The sequence below is a fragment of the Agrobacterium sp. 10MFCol1.1 genome (assembly GCF_000381165.1).
Classification (GTDB): domain Bacteria; phylum Pseudomonadota; class Alphaproteobacteria; order Rhizobiales; family Rhizobiaceae; genus Agrobacterium; species Agrobacterium tumefaciens.
This window is the reverse complement of the sequence record NZ_KB906074.1, coordinates 340,894-357,619: the sequence shown is the minus strand read 5'-3', so window position 1 is coordinate 357,619 and position 16,726 is coordinate 340,894. Positions and strand designations below refer to the sequence as shown.

The following is a 16,726-nucleotide window of genomic DNA, read 5'->3' as shown; positions in this document are numbered from 1 at the left end:
AAGAAGGAGCGGAACATGAGAGGAAACGTCGCATGAGCCGGACGGGGTTTACCCGCCCTTTCCAGACGTTTGTCGTTTCGGTCCTCGCCATTCCGGCGCTGGCGTTGACCCTGTCGGCCTGCAACACCACGGAGGCGCTGACGCCGCAGGTGGATGTCGGCCATAATAGCTCGCAATCGACACCGGTGACGCAGGGCGATCTCGACCAGATGGCTGCCGCTGCCGACCGCGCGCCCGCAGGCGCACCGGCAACCGCCTCTTCCGTGCCCGCTTACGCACCGCAGAACTCCCTGCAGGCGCAGGCACAGGCGCTTTCCAACGGCAATGAGTACGGCGAACCTCTTGGTCAGACACAGTCTACCGGACAATCTGCAGGCCACTCACCCGCCAGCACCCAGCCGCCGCCTCCACAGCAGACGGCTGCACTTGCCCCCGCCGCTTCCGGCAACACCATCCGCTTCCTGCCGATCATCGGCGCGCCCGTTCAGGCCGTCACGCCGCTTTCGCGGCAACTAGGCGCCGAGGCGCGGGCAAAGGGGCTGACAATCCGCGCCTCGAACGACAATTCGGCAGAGAACATCCTCAAGGGATATTTCTCCGCCTTCGCCGATGGCAGCAAGGTCAACATCATCTACGTCTGGGACGTTCTGGATGCCAATGGTGTCAGGCTCCATCGCCTGCAGGGGCAGGAAACGGTGGCAGCCAAGGGCAGCGATCCCTGGGCCGCCGCGACCGACAGGGTCATGCAGGATATCGCCGCAAAAACGCTCAACGAGTATTCGTCATGGAAGCAGTCTCAAAGGGGATGAGATGAAACGGCGGGAGAAGTCACAGAGATTTCATGAAAATCATTGCGAAAGCACGGAGTCCTCTTGCAATCGGAAGCAACAACGCTATTAAGGCGCGCATGGCAACAAGGCGTATCCGGCAAAGGCTTTTCAGCCGGATGTTCCTCCCCTTGAACGACGCTTGGTTACGGCAGACACTTTCCCGTGGCGCAAGGCGATTGCATGGAAACAGGCGGGCGCAATGAAGGTTTTCGCAGGCAATTCGAACCGGCACCTTGCCGAAGCGATCTGCAAGTATCTCAACGTTCCCTTGGGAAATGCCACCGTAAAGCGGTTTGCTGACCAGGAAATTTTCGTAGAAATCAGTGAAAACGTGCGCGGGGAGGACGTTTTTCTCGTCCAGTCCACTTCGTTTCCGGCAAACGATCATCTGATGGAACTGCTCATCATGATCGATGCCATGCGCCGCTCCTCGGCAAAACGCATCACGGCAGTACTTCCCTATTTCGGTTACGCCCGCCAGGATCGCAAAGCCGGCCCCCGCACACCGATTTCCGCCAAGCTCGTCGCCAACCTGATCACCGAAGCCGGCGCCGACCGCGTTCTGACGCTCGATCTTCACGCCGGCCAGATCCAGGGCTTTTTCGATATTCCGACCGACAACCTCTTCGCAGCGCCCATTCTGGCCCGCGATATCAAGGACCACTACGACACCAACAACGTCATGGTCGTTTCGCCTGACGTTGGCGGTGTGGTGCGCGCCCGTGCCCTGTCGAAGCGTCTGGACTGTCTGCTGGCCATCGTCGACAAACGCCGTGACCGTCCGGGTGAATCCGAAGTCATGAACGTCATCGGCGACGTATCCGGCAAGGACTGCATCCTGATCGACGATATCATCGATTCCGGCGGCACGCTCTGCAATGCTGCCGAAGCGCTGTTGAAAAAGGGCGCAACCAGCGTCACCGCCTATATCACGCACGGCGTGCTTTCCGGCGGCGCCGTTGCCCGCGTGGCTTCATCGAAGCTGCGCGAACTCGTCATCACCGACAGCATCCAGCCGACCACCAGCGTCCAGTCCGCGCACAATATCCGCGTGATCAGCACTGCGGGCCTTCTGGGCGAAGCGATCAACCGCACCGCGCAGGAACAGTCGGTTTCCGGCCTGTTCGACTGAAGCAATCGTTTCTCTCGTACATCTGCAAAATCACTGCATCCGCATACTGTCACCCCGGATTTAGTCCGGGGTCCAGTGCGATCAAGTCTTTGATCGCGTGAGACCCATTCTTACGGCGCGTCCGCGCCGTGGCTGGATGCTGGTTAAAGTTTGGCATGATGAGAAGAAAGCTTATCAATTTTGCCAGCTATCTCAGCATCCGCAGAGATAGCAGCACTCCATCTGCACCACTCAGGAAGATGCCGTGCCCGCATCCGGCGGTCGTTGCAGCCGTGTGGCGGCGGCCTTGATTTTCGGCCACCAGCGCCGAGCGCGGGTGCGAACAGCATGGCTGCCATTGCGCCAAAGGCTGATGGCATCGGCCGTAACGGCATCGCCGGTAAATAGATGACGATGACGGGCAATTGCCAGCGCCCGGTAAAGGAACAGCGTCGTCAGTGCGGAAAACAGCACGGACATCACCACATCGCTGAGAAAATGCCCGCCAGCTGCAATACGCAGACCGGACATGAGGATGATGGCGCCGGCGGCAGTGCTGCCCATGAAAAGACGCCCGCCCCATTGCAGGCGGTTCCAGACAAGCGCGCAGAGCGGCAGGAAAAAGCTCGCTATGAGCGCCGTTTCCCCGGAGGAAAACGAACAGTTTGAATAACATTGCGTGCTGAACTGGAAAGGCGGCGTAAAAAGCTGATGTCCACCGAAATCGCTGACGCTGAACGGGCGGGCGCGGCCGATATTGGCCTTCAGCACCCCGTTTACCAGAAGCCCGGCGCAGAGCACCACAGGCCCGCAGAGAAAGGCCCAGACGCGCCAGCCGGTGCGCTGCAGCGCGCCCAGCCTGATGTTGCCGACCAGAACGATGAAGGCCAGAAGTGCGGCCAGTTCCGTTAACTCCCGCAACGTATCGCGAAACCATTCCGGAACCGGCAGGCTTCCAGCCCACAGGCGCGCTTCGGGCGAGAAAAACAGGGAAGAAAACTCGAGGTCGATGGACGGGAAGGTCGCGAACAGGATGACGAGCGCCAATGTGGCGAATGTAACCCAGATCGTGATCCGCATATGCGAAAGATCATTGTCCATCGGCAACCCTCGGGATGCATTGTGGCGGCAGACGCCAGAGACCGATTTCCTTGCCCTCGAACGAGCCCGGCCCGGCAACCCATGTCGACAGCGGCGCCTCGCCATTGAGACAGCCCGGCAGGCTGTCCGCCCTCGCAAGATAGACGGGATTTGTCGCCTCTCCGGCTTTCAGTGGGTAAAGAAGCGCGTAGTGGCTGGAAGGAACGCCAGTTTCAGGCAGAGCGCGCGGCATGAGCAGCTTTTCGTCCCGCAGCTGATAAAAGAGCTCGGCCAGAATGGAGCGATCTGCAGCGACGATTGCATCCGCCCCCGCCTCTCGCGCTCTTGAAAGGCCGGTCGACACAAGCTCCGAGCTGCCGAGATAGCGCTTCATCGCCAGGTCGCCATTTGGCAAGCGCAATTCCGTTCCGGCAATCGTCATCAGCGGCAGTGCGATGGCAACGATGCCGCCGAGCACAAGGCTGGAAACGGTTAGCCAGCGCCGGGATGCCAGGACAGGCACCGCCAGAAGCACGCCCGCGGCATAAGCCCCCACCGCCCAGTTGGCGAGCGCCCGCGACATCAGCCCCTGTGCCGTGATCAGAAGCACGATCGGCACCGAAAGGGCGACAAGCGCCCGGGTTTCAGCGGTTTTCGCCCTGAACGTCGCGACGATCATGCCGATGAAGACGAACGGCCCGACAACACCCGCCTGCGAGAAGAAGAACTCGAGCGCCGGACCAATTTTCAGCTTAACGCCATGCCAGTTGGCATTGTCCGCCGTGTGGCGCGCGGTCATGAAATCATGCGCAGCATTCCACCAAAGATTGGGAGCGATGACGGCGGCGCAGACAACTACAGCAATACCGGCGTCACGCCAACGGACGCGCCAGCCCACGCACAGCCAGCCCGCAGCGATGAAGCAGGGCAGAAAATAGATCATCGCATATTTAGACATCAGCCCTAGGCCGAAGCTTAGACCGAGCGCAATGCTCCAGAGCATCGCGGACACACCGGCAGCGCGTGCTTCCGCAAGCTTGCGCACGCAGATCATCGACAGCACGATGAACAGCATCATCGGCGTATCGGTCGAGATCAGCAGACTGCCGAGCGTCACGGCGGGCAACGTCAGATAGATGACGGCAGCCAGCGAGGCGAGCTTCGCATCATAGATCATGCGCCCGAGCGCAAGGATCGCCGCGGCCGCTATGCCATGGATGACCGGCGCGGCGAGCCGCACGTCGAAGGTGCTCTCGCCACCGCTCAAAGTGGTGGCGGCGCGAATGATCCAGCCGATCAGCGGTGGCTTGGAATAGGCGCCGAACGCCATCTCCCGGCCCCACAGCCAATATTGCGCCTCATCAACGAAAAGATCGGTGCGGTTGAAAGCAAGCCCGACGACGCGCAGCACGGTGACGAGCACGATTGCCGCAAGCGCAAACGTCATCCATTGGCGCTGCTCATTCGCCTGCGCGTAAGGCAGAGCTGCGGCCTCATGCATGCTGGCGGCGTTCTGCATGGATCAACCAGAGATTTCGGGCATAAATGAACAGGCCGGAGGCCTGTCCCAGAATGAAAACCGGATCGCGACGCCAGATCGCGTATAATAGCAGCACAAGGCCGCCGACGATGGAGAAATACCAGAAGGCTACCGGAATGACCGAGCGGTTCGCCCGTTCCGACGAAATCCATTGAACCAGAAAACGCATGGTGAACAGCATCTGGCCCATAAAGCCGGTGCAGACCCAGAGAAATTCCTTCCAGCTGTTCACATGCAGCATGGACCATAAGGCTGGTGCGTTCACGGCGATGTCTCCGTTTTGAAGGTTTCGGCCCAACTTGCCCGCTTGCGCCGCCGCAACAGCCAGGCAACGCCGATCAGGTCGTGGATGCCGACAAGCGCGCGGCCGATATTGGTATAATGGGAATTGCCATGCAGGCGCGCCCGGTGCGTGACGTCGACATGGGCAACCTGCCAGCCGTCGCGATTGAAGAGCGCCGGAAAATAGCGGTGGTGGTGATCGAAATAGGGCAAGGCGAGATAGGCGTCGCGACGGAAAGCCTTGAGGCCGCAGCCGGTATCCCGCGTGCCGTCCTTCAATATCCGCGCCCGCAAGCCATTGGCGAAGCGGGAGGAAAGACGTTTTGCAAGCGTATCGCGCCGGCCGACGCGCTGGCCGGCCACGAGCGCAAGCCGGCTCGGCGCGTTCGTGGCAAGAAGCGGCGCAAGAAGCGCCGGCAGATTGTCCGGCGGGTTCTGCCCGTCTCCGTCAAGCATACAGACAACCGGCGCGCGCGCTGCCTGCACACCGCTGTGGATCGCAGCCGATTGCCCGCCCTGCCGGTCATGCCGCACCAGCCGCAGCATCGGATAACGCCCGGCAAGCGAAAGCGCCACATCCGCCGTGCGATCGGAAGATGCGTCGTCCACCACGATAATCTCGAACGGACCGACCGGCTGGCAGGCAGCAACGATCTCAGCGACAAGCGTTTCAACGCTCGCTTCCTCATTGTGCATGGGTACGATAACCGCGAAATCCGGGATCGATCTCAAAGGGGCTCCGTCATATCCAGCCGCGGGTGTTCCGCAAACATCGTCGATAGTGGCAAGAGCAGGAGCGCGAAAAGCTTGCATGAATATGAACAGCCGTTGAACTTCGCACGGTATGCGCCTGTTCCATTGCAGTTTTATTACGGAGAATGGCCGGCCAGGGCCTTGGATTTTTTCACGGTATGCGGGAAATAATCATACAATTCCCCGCCAAGCTTAACGCGACCGTAAACAATTGTTGCGACGGTACCGCAACGTTCTTTTGGGGGGAGGAAACAGGATGCCGGGTGCAAATCCGACTGCTGTCAAAGCTAAATCATTGTCAACAAAGGCCAAATTCGCAGCACTCGTCACGGGCGCGACGCTGGTTTCGTGCCTGGCCGTTGGGCTGCTGTCATACGAAATGGGCAAGTCCGGCCTGATCGACGCCAGCAAGATCAGGCTCGAGACGGTTGCGGGAAACCAGTCCAAACAGCTTGATGCCTATACGCTGCGCGTCGAACAAAGCATTTCCGAGCTGTCGCAGAACGCTGCGATCGCTCAGGCGCTGGAAACCATGACCACGGTCGTACCGACGGAAAAGGATGCGATCATTCAGGCATTCCGCCGCGAGGGCGTATCCGAGGAGGAGCGCGCCTCCTTCAACGGTGAAGGCTTGCGGCTGCTCTATGCCATTCGCCACGCCACGATCAACGCGGCCATTGCCAGCGTCTGGCGCAACACCCGGGTCAGCGACATCTACGTCATCGACAAGGCAGGCCTCATTATCTATTCCGTGACAAAGGGCAAGAACTTCCTGACCAATGTGACGGAACCGCAAAACGGTGCGATCAAGGAATTGTTCGACCGCATCGAGGCCGGCAAGGACGGTGTCATCAGCACAACTGGGTTCAGCGATGGCGGCACCAATGACTCGGCCCTGATCGGCATGCCGCTCGCGGTCTCGAACTGGGGCCAGTTGCAGCGCAAGGGCGCCGTCATCATGCGCATTTCAGCAGACCGTATCGGTGCGGTGGTAACACCTGAGGAAACCGGCAAGTCCATCGACGACGCCGTTCTTCTGAGCGCTGACGGCAAACTTCGCGCGGGCGTGCTCTCCGGTGGGGCTGGAGTCGCCGTTTCCGAAAGTCTCGCGGCACTTACAGGTGCCAGCGAAGCCGGAACGGTCATGGCGAAGACCCCTGCGGGCAGCATCTTCTACGCCTATCGTCCGGTCTCCGTTTTCGGACAGAAGCATCTTCTGGCCATCGGCCAGCAGGAGAGCAAGGTGCTGGCAGCGGCCAATGATCTCGCCTTCTGGGCAACGCTTGCGACACTTGCGGTGCTTGCCGTCATGACACTCATCGGCATTTTCGTTTCCGCCAGCTTGACCAAGCCGCTGACCGGCCTTGCCGGGTTGATGGAACGTCTGAACGGTGGTGACCATAATATTGAGATCAAGGCCGTTTCCCGTGGCGACGAAATCGGCACCATGGCGCGCGCACTGGAATCCTTCCGCCAGGGCATTCTCGACAAGCAGCGCATGGAAACCGAGTCCCATCGCAAAAGCGAGGAACTGGACGAGGAACGTGCCCAGCGTGAGATGGAAAAGGCAAGAAGTGCGAAGGAGCTGGAAGAAGCAGTCGATGCGCTTGCGACCGGCCTTGCCAATCTTGCTGCGGGCAGGCTCGATCTTCGCATTGAAAAACCTTTCGTGCCGTCGCTCGACCATCTGCGCGTCGATTTCAACAACTCCATAGCGGGGCTGGATGCGACGATCTCAAGCATCGGCGAAAGCGCCAATGCCATCCGCTCAGGCTCCGGCGAGCTGAAAAGCGCATCGGAAGATCTGTCGCGGCGCACGGAACGCCAGGCGGCCGCCCTAGAGGAAGCCGCCGCCGCACTTGGAGACATGACGCAGGCCGTCAACGTTTCCCTCTCCCGCTGCGACGTCGCAGTCGGAACGACGGCGGAAACCATGCAGGATGCCCATAAATCCACCGCTGTCGTCAAGGAAGCAATCGTCGCCATGGAGCGTATCGAGACGTCGTCGTCCAAGATCCGCCAGATCATCGACGTCATCGACCAGATCGCCTTCCAGACCAATCTCCTGGCGCTGAACGCCGGGGTTGAGGCCGCCCGCGCCGGTGAGGCCGGAAAGGGCTTTGCGGTCGTGGCACAGGAAGTGCGGGAACTCGCGCAGAAATCGGCGGCTGCCGCACGGGATATCACGACGCTCATCGCCACCTCTGCGGGCGATGTGGAAAGCGGCGTGGCACTGGTGCTGAAAACTGGAGAAAGCCTCGAGCAGATCCAGAAACGCATCCAGTCGGTCAACGATCAGATCGGTGAAATCGCCACAGCATCACGCGAACAATCCGGCCGCCTCGGCGAAATCAACGCCTCCGTCAACGAACTCGACCATGTGACGCAGCAGAACGCGGCGATGGTGGAGGAAACGACGGCTGCGGCCTTCTCGCTCGCAAGCGAAGCTGATGGCCTGACCGAACAGGTGGGCCAGTTCTCCGTAGGCGCCACCCGAAACCGCGACCAGCGTTACGCGGCATAGTCCGCAGTAAAAAAAGGCCGGAGGCAAAACCTCCGGCCTTTTATTTTTCCTGAACTTCATCCGGGTTCCCAGGGACCGAAGCCCCTGGGAACTCGCCGGCGGCCGGAAATCAGGAAGATCCGTCGCCGGCTTCCGGGGAGGAACTCAGAAGAAGCCAACCTTGTTCGGGCTGTAGGATACGAGCAGGTTCTTGGTCTGCTGATAGTGATCGAGCATCATCTTGTGGGTCTCGCGACCAATGCCAGACTGCTTGTAACCACCAAAGGCGGCACCGGCCGGATAGACGTGGTAGCAATTGGTCCACACGCGGCCCGCTTCGATGCCACGACCAGCGCGATAGGCGATATTGGTATCGCGGCTCCAGACGCCAGCGCCAAGACCGTAAACCGTGTCATTGGCGATTTCGAGCGCTTCTTCCACCGTCTTGAAGGTGGTGACCGAAACGACAGGACCGAAGATTTCCTCCTGGAAAACCCGCATCTTGTTGTTGCCTTCGAAGACCGTCGGCTGAATGTAATAACCGTCCTTAAGATCGCCCGTGAGCGTCTTGCGGTCACCGCCGGTCAGAACCTTTGCGCCTTCCTTCTTGCCGATATCCAGATAGCGCATGATCTTGTCGAACTGTTCCTGCGAGGCCTGCGCACCCAGCATGGTCGACGGATTGAGCGGGTCGTCCTGGCTGATGGCCTGAACGCGCTTGATCGCCTTTTCCATAAAGCGGTCGTAGATCGATTCATGCACCAGCGCACGCGACGGGCATGTGCAGACTTCGCCCTGGTTGAGCGCGAAGAAGGCGAAACCTTCAAGCGCCTTGTCAAGGAAAGCGTCGTCTTCATTCATCACATCGGCAAAGAAGATGTTCGGCGACTTGCCGCCCAGTTCCAGCGTGATGTTTGTGACATTGTCGGCCGCATAACGCATGATTTCCTTGCCGACCGGGGTGGAGCCGGTGAAGGCGATCTTGGCGATGCGCTTGCTCTGCGCCAGCGGCTTGCCCGCTTCAACACCAGTGCCGTTGACGATGTTGAGCACGCCCGGCGGCAGTAGGTCTTCGATAAGCTCCATCACCACCAGAATAGAAGCAGGCGTCTGTTCCGCCGGCTTCAGTACCACGCAGTTGCCGGCGGCGAGTGCCGGTGCAAGTTTCCATGCGGCCATCAGGATCGGGAAGTTCCACGGAATAATCTGGCCGACGACGCCGAGAGGCTCATGGAAATGATAAGCGACCGTGTCATTGTCGATTTCGCCGATCGTGCCTTCCTGCGCGCGGATGCAGCCTGCGAAATAGCGGAAATGGTCGATCGTCAGCGGAATATCGGCATTGGTGGTCTCGCGTAGCGGCTTGCCGTTATCCCAGGTTTCGGCCCGTGCGATGAGATCCAGATTGTCCTCGATGCGCTGGGCGATCTTGAGCAGGATGTTGGAACGTTCGGTAACGCTCGTCTTGCCCCACTTCTCCCGCGCCTGGTGGGCGGCATCCAGTGCGAGTTCGATATCGGCCGCATCGGAGCGCGGAACCTCACAAATCTTGTGACCCGTTACCGGCGACAGATTGTCCATGTAGCGGCCGGATTTCGGCTCCACCCATTTGCCGCCGATGAAATTTCCGTATTTCAGCTTGAAGGGCGCTTCGCCAGCTTTGTGCTGAACCTGAATATTCATGATTTCATCCTCCCTTATGAAAACGATCCGCGACGGACCGCATGACAGGAAGGTGGGCCTAGATGATCGTGGCGGGTAGTGGCACCGCGCGGTTCCGCAGCGCACATTGTCTCACATCTGCGACAAACCCGCTCCGATCCCGCTGAATTGAGCGGGTATCGTCTCTTATAGCCTCAATGCACGTCGAATTTCTTCATCTTGCGATGAAGCGTGGCGCGGCTGATGCCGAGCAGGGACGCGGCCTGCGTGACATTGCCATTGGTGCGCGACAGAACCCGGCGCAAAGCCGAACGTTCCGCCTCCTCAAGATCGGAACCGCCGTCGTGACGCTGTTCCTGCAAGACATCGGCGGCGGGCAGCCCCTGCGCAATGCGATGGTCATCGAGCTTCAGCGCAAGGCGCGCCGCGCGCGTCGCCCCAAGCACGAGATCGTCCTGATCGACGGCAAGCAACGAAAGTGCCGGACTGAAACCCGTAGGCACCACGACGATGCGCGCGCCGGGAAAGGCCCGGCGGAAGAGATTGCCCTCGATACGCTGGGCCGCATCCCGCACCGCCTGCGTGACGAAAGAAAACGTCATTTCGTTGATGTCGTCGCGGCACGTGGAAATATCGAGAGCGCCCGTCACCCGGCCGGTATGGTCGCGGATCGGGGCCGTGGTGCAGCACAGTTCCGTGTTCGATGTGAAGAAATGCTGATCGCGATAGACCACCACCGAACGCTCGTCGGCAAGTGCCGTTCCAATACCGTTGGTTCCGACGCTCGCTTCGCTCCAGACGGCGCCGGACCAGAGACCGAGCGCCCGAAAATCGCGATCGTCACCGGCAGCACCCCGGCGCTCCAGCGCGACGCCCTGGGCGTCTGTCAAAAGCAGGCAGCAGCCGGATTTGCCGACACTGTGAAAAATACGGTCGAGTTCATCCGTGCTTTCGGCAATCAGGCCCGCCGCACTTTCGCGTGCACGGCGGAATTCGACGTCGGTAAGAAAGATCGGCTTGCGGTTTTCCTCCGGCGCAAGACGGTGCGTGACCATGCAACGGCGCCATGAGGCGATGATCGGAGAACTTGCGGCTGCGGAACGTTGGCGCGCTGTTTCATACACGCGGTCCGCATGGGCGATGTCTGTCGGCATTCGCTCCTCCCAAAGCTTTTCGGCAATGGTGCGCTGGAAGCGTTCACGTTTCAACTAAAAACTTTGCGACCCGCATCCGTCAGCGCAACCGCGGGCTGCGCCTGATATCATACCGCCTTGAAATAGCGTTGGCCGGTGGTGGTGACCTCCGGCTCGTCCTCCGTCGAGAGGAACGTGTCGTCGACGAGATTGGCGATGGAGGTCAAGGGACCGGGCCTGCCGAAGAAGAAGCCCTGCACCTGCAGGCAGCCTTCGCGGCGAAGGAACTCGATATGGGCTTTGGTCTCGACACCTTCCGCAAGCACCGGAATATTGAGGCTATGCGCCAGAATGAGCGTGGAGCGAACGATCGCCTCCGACTGAACATTGGTCGACAGGCCATCGATAAAGGCCCGGTCGATCTTGATCTTGTCGAAGGGAAAGCTCTGCAGGGTCGAGAGGGAGGAATAGCCCGTGCCGTAATCGTCCATGGCGATCTTGACGCCGAGCGCCTTGAGTTTGCGGATCGTGATCAACGCGTGGCGGTGGTCGGCGATGATGCTGCCTTCGGTGATTTCAAGCTCAAGCCTCTCAGGCGCAAGCGCCGTCTCCCTAAGAATCTTCTCGACCTTCTCGGGGAAATCATTGTCCGCAAGCTGCTGCGGGGCGACATTGACGGCGATGGAAAGCGATTTTTTCCAGAGAGCCGCCTGCGCGCAGGCTTCGCGCAGAACCCATTCGCCCAATTCGACGATAAAGCCGGTCTGCTCCGCGATCGGAATGAATTCGACGGGCGAGATCATACCGCGTTCCGGATGTTTCCAGCGCAACAGTGCCTCGAAACCGACGATGCTGCCGCTCTTGGTATCATTCTGCTGCTGGTAATAAAGCTCGAACTCGCTGTTGGCGAGACCGCTGCGCATGGCCACGGCAAGCGCGTTGCGTTCGCGTGCGGCTTCATCCATGGACTTGTCGTAAAAGCAGATCGTGTCGGAATTCCCGCCTTTTGCCCGATACATGGCGACATCGGCCTGCGCCATCAGCGTGTCGGCGTCAATGGCGCCGGTATTGCGCACCGATATGCCCACACTCGCGCCGACCGAAAATGTCTGCCCATTCCATTCGACCGGCCTGCTGATCTGCTCGATCAGCCGCTGGGCGAATTCCGCACCATCGGCGCGGGTATAATAGGAATGGGTCATCGCCACGAATTCATCCCCGCCCATACGCGCCAGAAACTCCCCGGCTTTCAGAACGGAACTTGCGCGGTCGGCAATGGCGCGCAGCACGGCATCGCCCGCCGCATGGCCGTGAACGTCGTTGATTTCCTTGAAGCGGTTGAGATCGATGGACAAAAGCGCCGTGTGCGCGCCCATGGAGAGATGGCGCGTGCGGCGGTTGAGATGTTCGATAAATGCCGCGCGGTTCGGAATGCCCGTCAGCGGATCGTGGAGCGAAAGATGACGATAGCGGGCGACCGCCTGCTGGGTGGACTGGGCGTCGATGACATAGGTGGAAAGCCCGAGCGCCAGCAGGAGAAGCGTCACGGCGATGGCGCCCCCACCCATGATGGCGGGCGGCAGCAGACTTTCCGAAATGACGATGCGCGGATCGAACTCGAACAACATCGAGGCCATGCCGGTGTAATGCATGGAGGCGATGGCCAGGATGAGGAACGCAACCGAGCTATATTGGCAAAACCGGTTGACTGGGCGCGCGATGCGATTGACCGCGAGCGCGCCGAATACAGCCCCGAGGACCAGCGAAGCGATGACGTAGGTCTGGTTCCAGAAAATCATGCCCTGAATCTGATAGGCAGCCATGCCGGTATAATGCATGGCCGCAATACCGAGACCGACTGTCGCACCACCCGCTTCCACCAGGGCCGTGCGTCCGCCATAGGCGGAAATGGCAAAGCCGGTTGTCGTTGTGGCAATGGCGATAAGAAGCGAAAGCCCGGTCAGATAGGGATCGTAACCCACCTCCCCGGCAGCGACATAACCCAGCATCGCCACGAAATGGGTGGTCCATATCGCCGACCCACCATTGACACCAGCCAGAAACAGCCAGTTGACCTTTTGCCAACCCCTCGCCTGACGCGCCCTCGAGAAAAGACGCATCGTGACGAAGCTCCCCAGCATGCAGACGAGGACCGCTGCTGTGGTGTATCGGAAGTCATGATCGACGGTAAGGCACTGGAGAACTTTAAGCATTGTCATCTACGCAATTGGAATTCCAGGCAGCCTTATCACTTGCCAAGTTTGCAGCCGGTTTATATGAATGGATAAGCATATATTAAAAGTTGCAATGCACGAGTGAATTAGACAAGTCTAATAAAATCGCAGCATAGCATCCGTGGAAAACGGCCGCTCTTGTCTTTGTCTTCCGTTTGTATTATAGCGCCCGCACCCGTGTAGACACCCTTGGAGGCAACGCGGGCGAGATGGCTTTTAGCCTCTCCAGTTCAGCGCCTGCGGGCATGAACTCTCCATATAACCTCGAAAGGAATTGCCATGAGCAAAGAATCGTATGAGCTCAAGGCCGAGGCGCGCGAACGAGTTGGTAAGGGGTCCTCTCGTGAACTTCGCCGCAACGGTTTGATTCCCGCTGTCATCTATGGTGACAAGCAGGCCCCCATTTCCATCGCTCTGTCGACCAACGAAGTAACCAAGCGTATCCACGCTGGCGGCTTCATGACGACTGTGGCGGTAATCGACGTCGACGGCAAGAAGATCAAGGTCCTGCCGAAGGACTACCAGCTTGATCCGGTCCGCGACTTCACCATGCACGTCGACTTCCTGCGCGTTTCGGGCAACACGCTCGTCAACGTTGAAGTTCCGGTTCACTTCGAAAACGAAGAAAAGTCGGAAATCAAGATCGGCGGCGTTCTGAACATCGTTCGCCACACGGTGGAATTCCACTGCCCGGCCAACGACATTCCGGAATTCATCACGGTTGATCTCTCCGGTCTGAAGATCGGCGACAGCGTTCACATTTCGAATGTGAAGCTGCCGAAGAACATCTCGCCTGTAATCGCCGACCGTGACTTCACGATCGCAACGATCGTTGCTCCGGCTGGCGGCGTTGCTGAAGAAGAAGAAGAAGCCGGCGAAGCTTCTGAATAATAATCTGCGGCCATAAGGCCAGACAGATTTGAGCTAAAAGGCCCGTTCCGTTTTTCGGAACGGGCCTTTTAGTTTTTATGAACTTTAAAAGCAAAAACCTCTCGCCGCGTGCAGGATGCCGGTCCCGTTTCAGCGTGAATTAACAATTCCATGAAACGATGCCCATTGCGTTATCGTGAAAACACCGGACGGGTTGAAGAAATACAGTGAGGATACAAGGCCGTTGCCGAAAACCTCAAGGATGTCTCTCCGGACGGGGCGGAAACGGGGCGCAGTTATCTGGGGTAGAGGGTACTGCAATAGAACATGGCTCATTCCGTCGAAAGTCGCTTTATCGCGATTGTTTCCGGTGCACTTCTCACAGTGGTCGCCCCGCTTTTCACCCTTTTGCTGACCCTCTCCTATCACGAGGCTATCCGTAGCCAGCGCAATCACCTTGAGATCCTGCTGTCAACCAATGCGCAGGCGCTTGCCCGCCCGCTATGGGATCTCGACGACGACACCATAAATCAGATTACCGGCACCCTCGTTTCCGACCCCGTGATCCGCATGGTAGAGGTCAAGGATACCTCTGGCCAGCTAGACATCATCCAGACGGCCGGCAGCGACATCATTCAGGATGCAGCCTCCACGACCCGCGAAGTGACCTACAAAACCACAAACGGTGTCGTCACCGTCGGGCAACTGACAGTCTATTACGACGATATCGGTCTTCTGACCTCTCTCAGCCGCACCGAACTGGCGTTCATTACAATTTTCATTCTCGCCATTCTCACCACCGTTCTTGCGGCCATCGCCGGCAACCGCTTCATGGTCATCCGCCCGCTGATGCGGCTGGCGGCAGCGATAGAAGCGACACGCCGCGTCGGCTCCCGCCACCATGTCGACTGGCGCTCGAAGGACGAGATCGGCAGGCTGGCAAAAAGCTTCAACGAAATGCAGACCCAGCTTGAAAAGGAAGAGCTGGAAATCAAGCATGCCCATGAGCGGAAGACGGAAATCTACAATCGCACACCCGCCATGCTGTTCTCGCTTGACAGATACGACCGGATTGCCGCGGTCAGCGACTATTGGGTGCAGGCGACCGGTTATGATCGGGCCAGAATACTCGGCCTGAATTTCGCCGACCTCATCCACCCGGATGACCGGTCCCTTTTCCTGCAGCGCAAGGCGGCGCAACATTCGCCCGACGCCGCACATGCGGGTATCACGGTGCGTTTTCATTGCATGGATGGCAGCGTTATGGACGCCCTCATCCTTGAAAAAGCCCTTGATTCCGGCAACGCACATCAGGGCACATATCTCTGCGTCATGACTGACGTGACGGAGTTGCGCCAGTCGGAAAAGCGCAACCGCCAGCAGGCTATTTCCGACCATTTGACCGGCCTCTTCAATCGCCAGGGTTTCGAGGCCATTCTCGACGTGCAGATCCGTGACGCAGACAGGAACGGCAGCGAACTGGCATGCCTTTTCATAGACCTCGACCGGTTCAAGGCCATCAACGACAATCTCGGCCATGCGGCGGGCGATGCGGTTCTGCGGGAATTCACGCTGAAAATCGAACCACTGCTGACACCGCTGGACAGCGCATCGCGTCTGGGCGGCGACGAATTCGCCATCCTGCTTGCCGGCGACAAGGTGGAGGAGCGCGCCCAGCTGTTCTGCGAGCGGATTTGCACCATGCTGGACACGCCCTTCGAGATCGAAGGCAACAGCATCCGTCTCAGCGCCAGCATCGGCATGGCGATCTACCCGCTGCATGCCGCAAGCGCGTCCGAACTTTTGCAGAATGCCGACATGGCCATGTATACCCGCAAGAGAACGGGCAAGAACGGCTCGCAGATCTTCGACAGCTCGATCATGGACCGGGCGCGCGAACATGCGGAACTGGAACGGGATATCGCGCAGGCGCTTTCCGACAATTGGTTCGAGGCTTATTTCCAGCCGATTCAAGATCTTGCAACGGGCCAGACGGCGGGTTTCGAGGCGCTGTTGCGTCTCAACCATCCGGAAAAGGGATTGCTTTCTCCCGCCACGATCATCAGCCTTGCGGAAGAAAACGGCACCATCCATCGCATCGGCAATGTCATCCTCGACCAGTCAATCGCCAATCTGGCCAGACTGTCGCACCTGCCCGGCATGGAGCAATCCTATGTGGCGGTGAATTTTTCGCCGCTGCAGTTCGAACCGGGATTGCCGACCCGTATCGCCGGCGTCCTTCACCGCTACGGCATTCTTCCCAAGCGGCTGATTATCGAGATAACCGAGGCGGTCATCATGAAGGACGATCCGCAAATCCGGGCGATCCTCAATGCCATTCACCAGCTGGGCTGCCGCATCGCGCTGGACGATTTCGGCACCGGTTATTCGTCGCTAAGCTATCTCAGCCGCTTTCCGGTCGACATCGTCAAGATCGATCAGTCCTTCACGCGCTCGATCTGCGACGACACGGTGGAGATAAGGCAGCGCAGCCGCATGCTGGTCGAGGGTATCGCCGCAATCTCACACAAGATGAATTGCTCCGTCATCGCCGAAGGCGTCGAGACGGAAGAGCAGAAGGAGCTTCTGACAGTGATAGGCGCGGATTACGGACAGGGCTATTATTTTGCGCGACCGCAGCCCATCGAACGGCTGATCGCTGCATTGAATGCGGATAACGGCGCAGACCGCGCCGCGGCGCGACAGGCGTAAACGGGTGGGAGCAGCC

At 59.3% G+C, this 16,726-nt stretch carries 12 protein-coding genes; 5 read left to right on the top strand and 7 right to left on the bottom strand.

Going from position 1 to position 16,726, the window contains the following annotated elements; translation table 11 throughout:
* Window positions 1-32: 32 nt before the first annotated feature.
* Together F617_RS0110070 and F617_RS0110065 are read left to right on the top strand one after the other, a co-directional pair.
* Complete coding sequence (locus tag F617_RS0110070) at window positions 33-809, top strand: hypothetical protein (protein WP_019565218.1); 777 nt, start codon at window positions 33-35, stop codon at window positions 807-809.
* A 220-nt stretch (window positions 810-1,029) separates the two neighbouring features.
* Window positions 1,030-1,962 (top strand): ribose-phosphate pyrophosphokinase, encoded by a 933-nt coding sequence (locus tag F617_RS0110065; RefSeq protein ID WP_003513466.1) that lies wholly within the window; start codon window positions 1,030-1,032, stop codon window positions 1,960-1,962.
* A gap of 231 nt (window positions 1,963-2,193) precedes the next feature.
* On the opposite strand, the gene F617_RS0110060 is transcribed toward F617_RS0110065, so the two are convergent.
* Genes F617_RS0110060 through F617_RS0110045 form a run of 4 tightly spaced genes read right to left on the bottom strand, consistent with a single transcriptional unit; the run spans window position 2,194 to window position 5,662 of the window.
* On the bottom strand, window positions 2,194-3,042 hold the full coding sequence (locus tag F617_RS0110060) for a phosphatase PAP2 family protein (RefSeq protein ID WP_003513468.1): 849 nt from the start codon (window positions 3,040-3,042) through the stop codon (window positions 2,194-2,196).
* Window positions 3,032-4,540 carry a glycosyltransferase family 39 protein gene (locus F617_RS0110055; protein WP_034502029.1) on the bottom strand — a complete coding sequence of 503 codons (1,509 nt, stop codon included), beginning with the start codon at window positions 4,538-4,540 and terminating at the stop codon, window positions 3,032-3,034. The genes F617_RS0110060 and F617_RS0110055 overlap by 11 nt, the downstream gene beginning before the upstream one ends.
* Window positions 4,515-4,802 carry a lipid-A-disaccharide synthase N-terminal domain-containing protein gene (locus F617_RS0110050; RefSeq protein WP_019565216.1) on the bottom strand — a complete coding sequence of 96 codons (288 nt, stop codon included), beginning with the start codon at window positions 4,800-4,802 and terminating at the stop codon, window positions 4,515-4,517. The genes F617_RS0110055 and F617_RS0110050 overlap by 26 nt, the downstream gene beginning before the upstream one ends.
* A gap of 20 nt (window positions 4,803-4,822) precedes the next feature.
* Window positions 4,823-5,662: a glycosyltransferase family 2 protein gene (locus F617_RS0110045; protein WP_026330769.1), complete on the bottom strand. Its 840-nt coding sequence runs from the start codon at window positions 5,660-5,662 to the stop codon at window positions 4,823-4,825.
* A gap of 190 nt (window positions 5,663-5,852) precedes the next feature.
* Between F617_RS0110045 and F617_RS0110040 the strand changes: the two genes are divergently transcribed.
* On the top strand, window positions 5,853-8,120 hold the full coding sequence (locus F617_RS0110040; RefSeq protein WP_019565214.1) for a methyl-accepting chemotaxis protein: 2,268 nt from the start codon (window positions 5,853-5,855) through the stop codon (window positions 8,118-8,120).
* Window positions 8,121-8,264: 144 nt separating this feature from the next.
* Here the strand turns inward: F617_RS0110040 and adh are convergent, their stop codons facing one another.
* The 3 genes from adh to F617_RS0110025 all read right to left on the bottom strand — a co-directional run bounded on the left by adh (window position 8,265) and on the right by F617_RS0110025 (window position 13,107).
* Window positions 8,265-9,782, bottom strand: coding sequence for an aldehyde dehydrogenase (gene adh, locus F617_RS0110035; protein ID WP_003513477.1), 1,518 nt, complete (start codon window positions 9,780-9,782; stop codon window positions 8,265-8,267).
* 173 nt (window positions 9,783-9,955) lie between these two features.
* Entirely contained in the window at window positions 9,956-10,915 is a 960-nt protein-coding gene (locus tag F617_RS0110030) for a helix-turn-helix domain-containing protein (RefSeq protein WP_013636592.1), read from the bottom strand.
* A gap of 107 nt (window positions 10,916-11,022) precedes the next feature.
* A complete protein-coding gene (locus F617_RS0110025; RefSeq protein WP_026330768.1) occupies window positions 11,023-13,107 on the bottom strand; it encodes a bifunctional diguanylate cyclase/phosphodiesterase in 2,085 nt (694 codons plus the stop codon).
* Between the two features lie 300 nt (window positions 13,108-13,407).
* Between F617_RS0110025 and F617_RS0110020 the strand changes: the two genes are divergently transcribed.
* Window positions 13,408-14,019: a 50S ribosomal protein L25/general stress protein Ctc gene (locus F617_RS0110020; protein WP_013636594.1), complete on the top strand. Its 612-nt coding sequence runs from the start codon at window positions 13,408-13,410 to the stop codon at window positions 14,017-14,019.
* 306 nt (window positions 14,020-14,325) lie between these two features.
* Window positions 14,326-16,710 carry a bifunctional diguanylate cyclase/phosphodiesterase gene (locus F617_RS0110015; protein WP_019565213.1) on the top strand — a complete coding sequence of 795 codons (2,385 nt, stop codon included), beginning with the start codon at window positions 14,326-14,328 and terminating at the stop codon, window positions 16,708-16,710.
* Window positions 16,711-16,726 lie beyond the last annotated feature (16 nt).

What these genes read in the sequence shown, in the direction of transcription:
- F617_RS0110055 (WP_034502029.1), bottom strand. Translation starts at nt 4,540, where the DNA reads ATGCAGAACGCCGCCAGCATGCATGAGGCCGCAGCTCTGCCTTACGCG.
- F617_RS0110065 (WP_003513466.1), top strand. Translation starts at nt 1,030, where the DNA reads ATGAAGGTTTTCGCAGGCAATTCGAACCGGCACCTTGCCGAAGCGATC.
- F617_RS0110030 (WP_013636592.1), bottom strand. Translation starts at nt 10,915, where the DNA reads ATGCCGACAGACATCGCCCATGCGGACCGCGTGTATGAAACAGCGCGC.
- F617_RS0110050 (WP_019565216.1), bottom strand. Translation starts at nt 4,802, where the DNA reads ATGCTGCATGTGAACAGCTGGAAGGAATTTCTCTGGGTCTGCACCGGC.
- F617_RS0110025 (WP_026330768.1), bottom strand. Translation starts at nt 13,107, where the DNA reads ATGCTTAAAGTTCTCCAGTGCCTTACCGTCGATCATGACTTCCGATAC.
- F617_RS0110040 (WP_019565214.1), top strand. Translation starts at nt 5,853, where the DNA reads ATGCCGGGTGCAAATCCGACTGCTGTCAAAGCTAAATCATTGTCAACA.
- F617_RS0110015 (WP_019565213.1), top strand. Translation starts at nt 14,326, where the DNA reads ATGGCTCATTCCGTCGAAAGTCGCTTTATCGCGATTGTTTCCGGTGCA.
- F617_RS0110070 (WP_019565218.1), top strand. Translation starts at nt 33, where the DNA reads ATGAGCCGGACGGGGTTTACCCGCCCTTTCCAGACGTTTGTCGTTTCG.
- F617_RS0110020 (WP_013636594.1), top strand. Translation starts at nt 13,408, where the DNA reads ATGAGCAAAGAATCGTATGAGCTCAAGGCCGAGGCGCGCGAACGAGTT.
- adh (WP_003513477.1), bottom strand. Translation starts at nt 9,782, where the DNA reads ATGAATATTCAGGTTCAGCACAAAGCTGGCGAAGCGCCCTTCAAGCTG.
- F617_RS0110060 (WP_003513468.1), bottom strand. Translation starts at nt 3,042, where the DNA reads ATGGACAATGATCTTTCGCATATGCGGATCACGATCTGGGTTACATTC.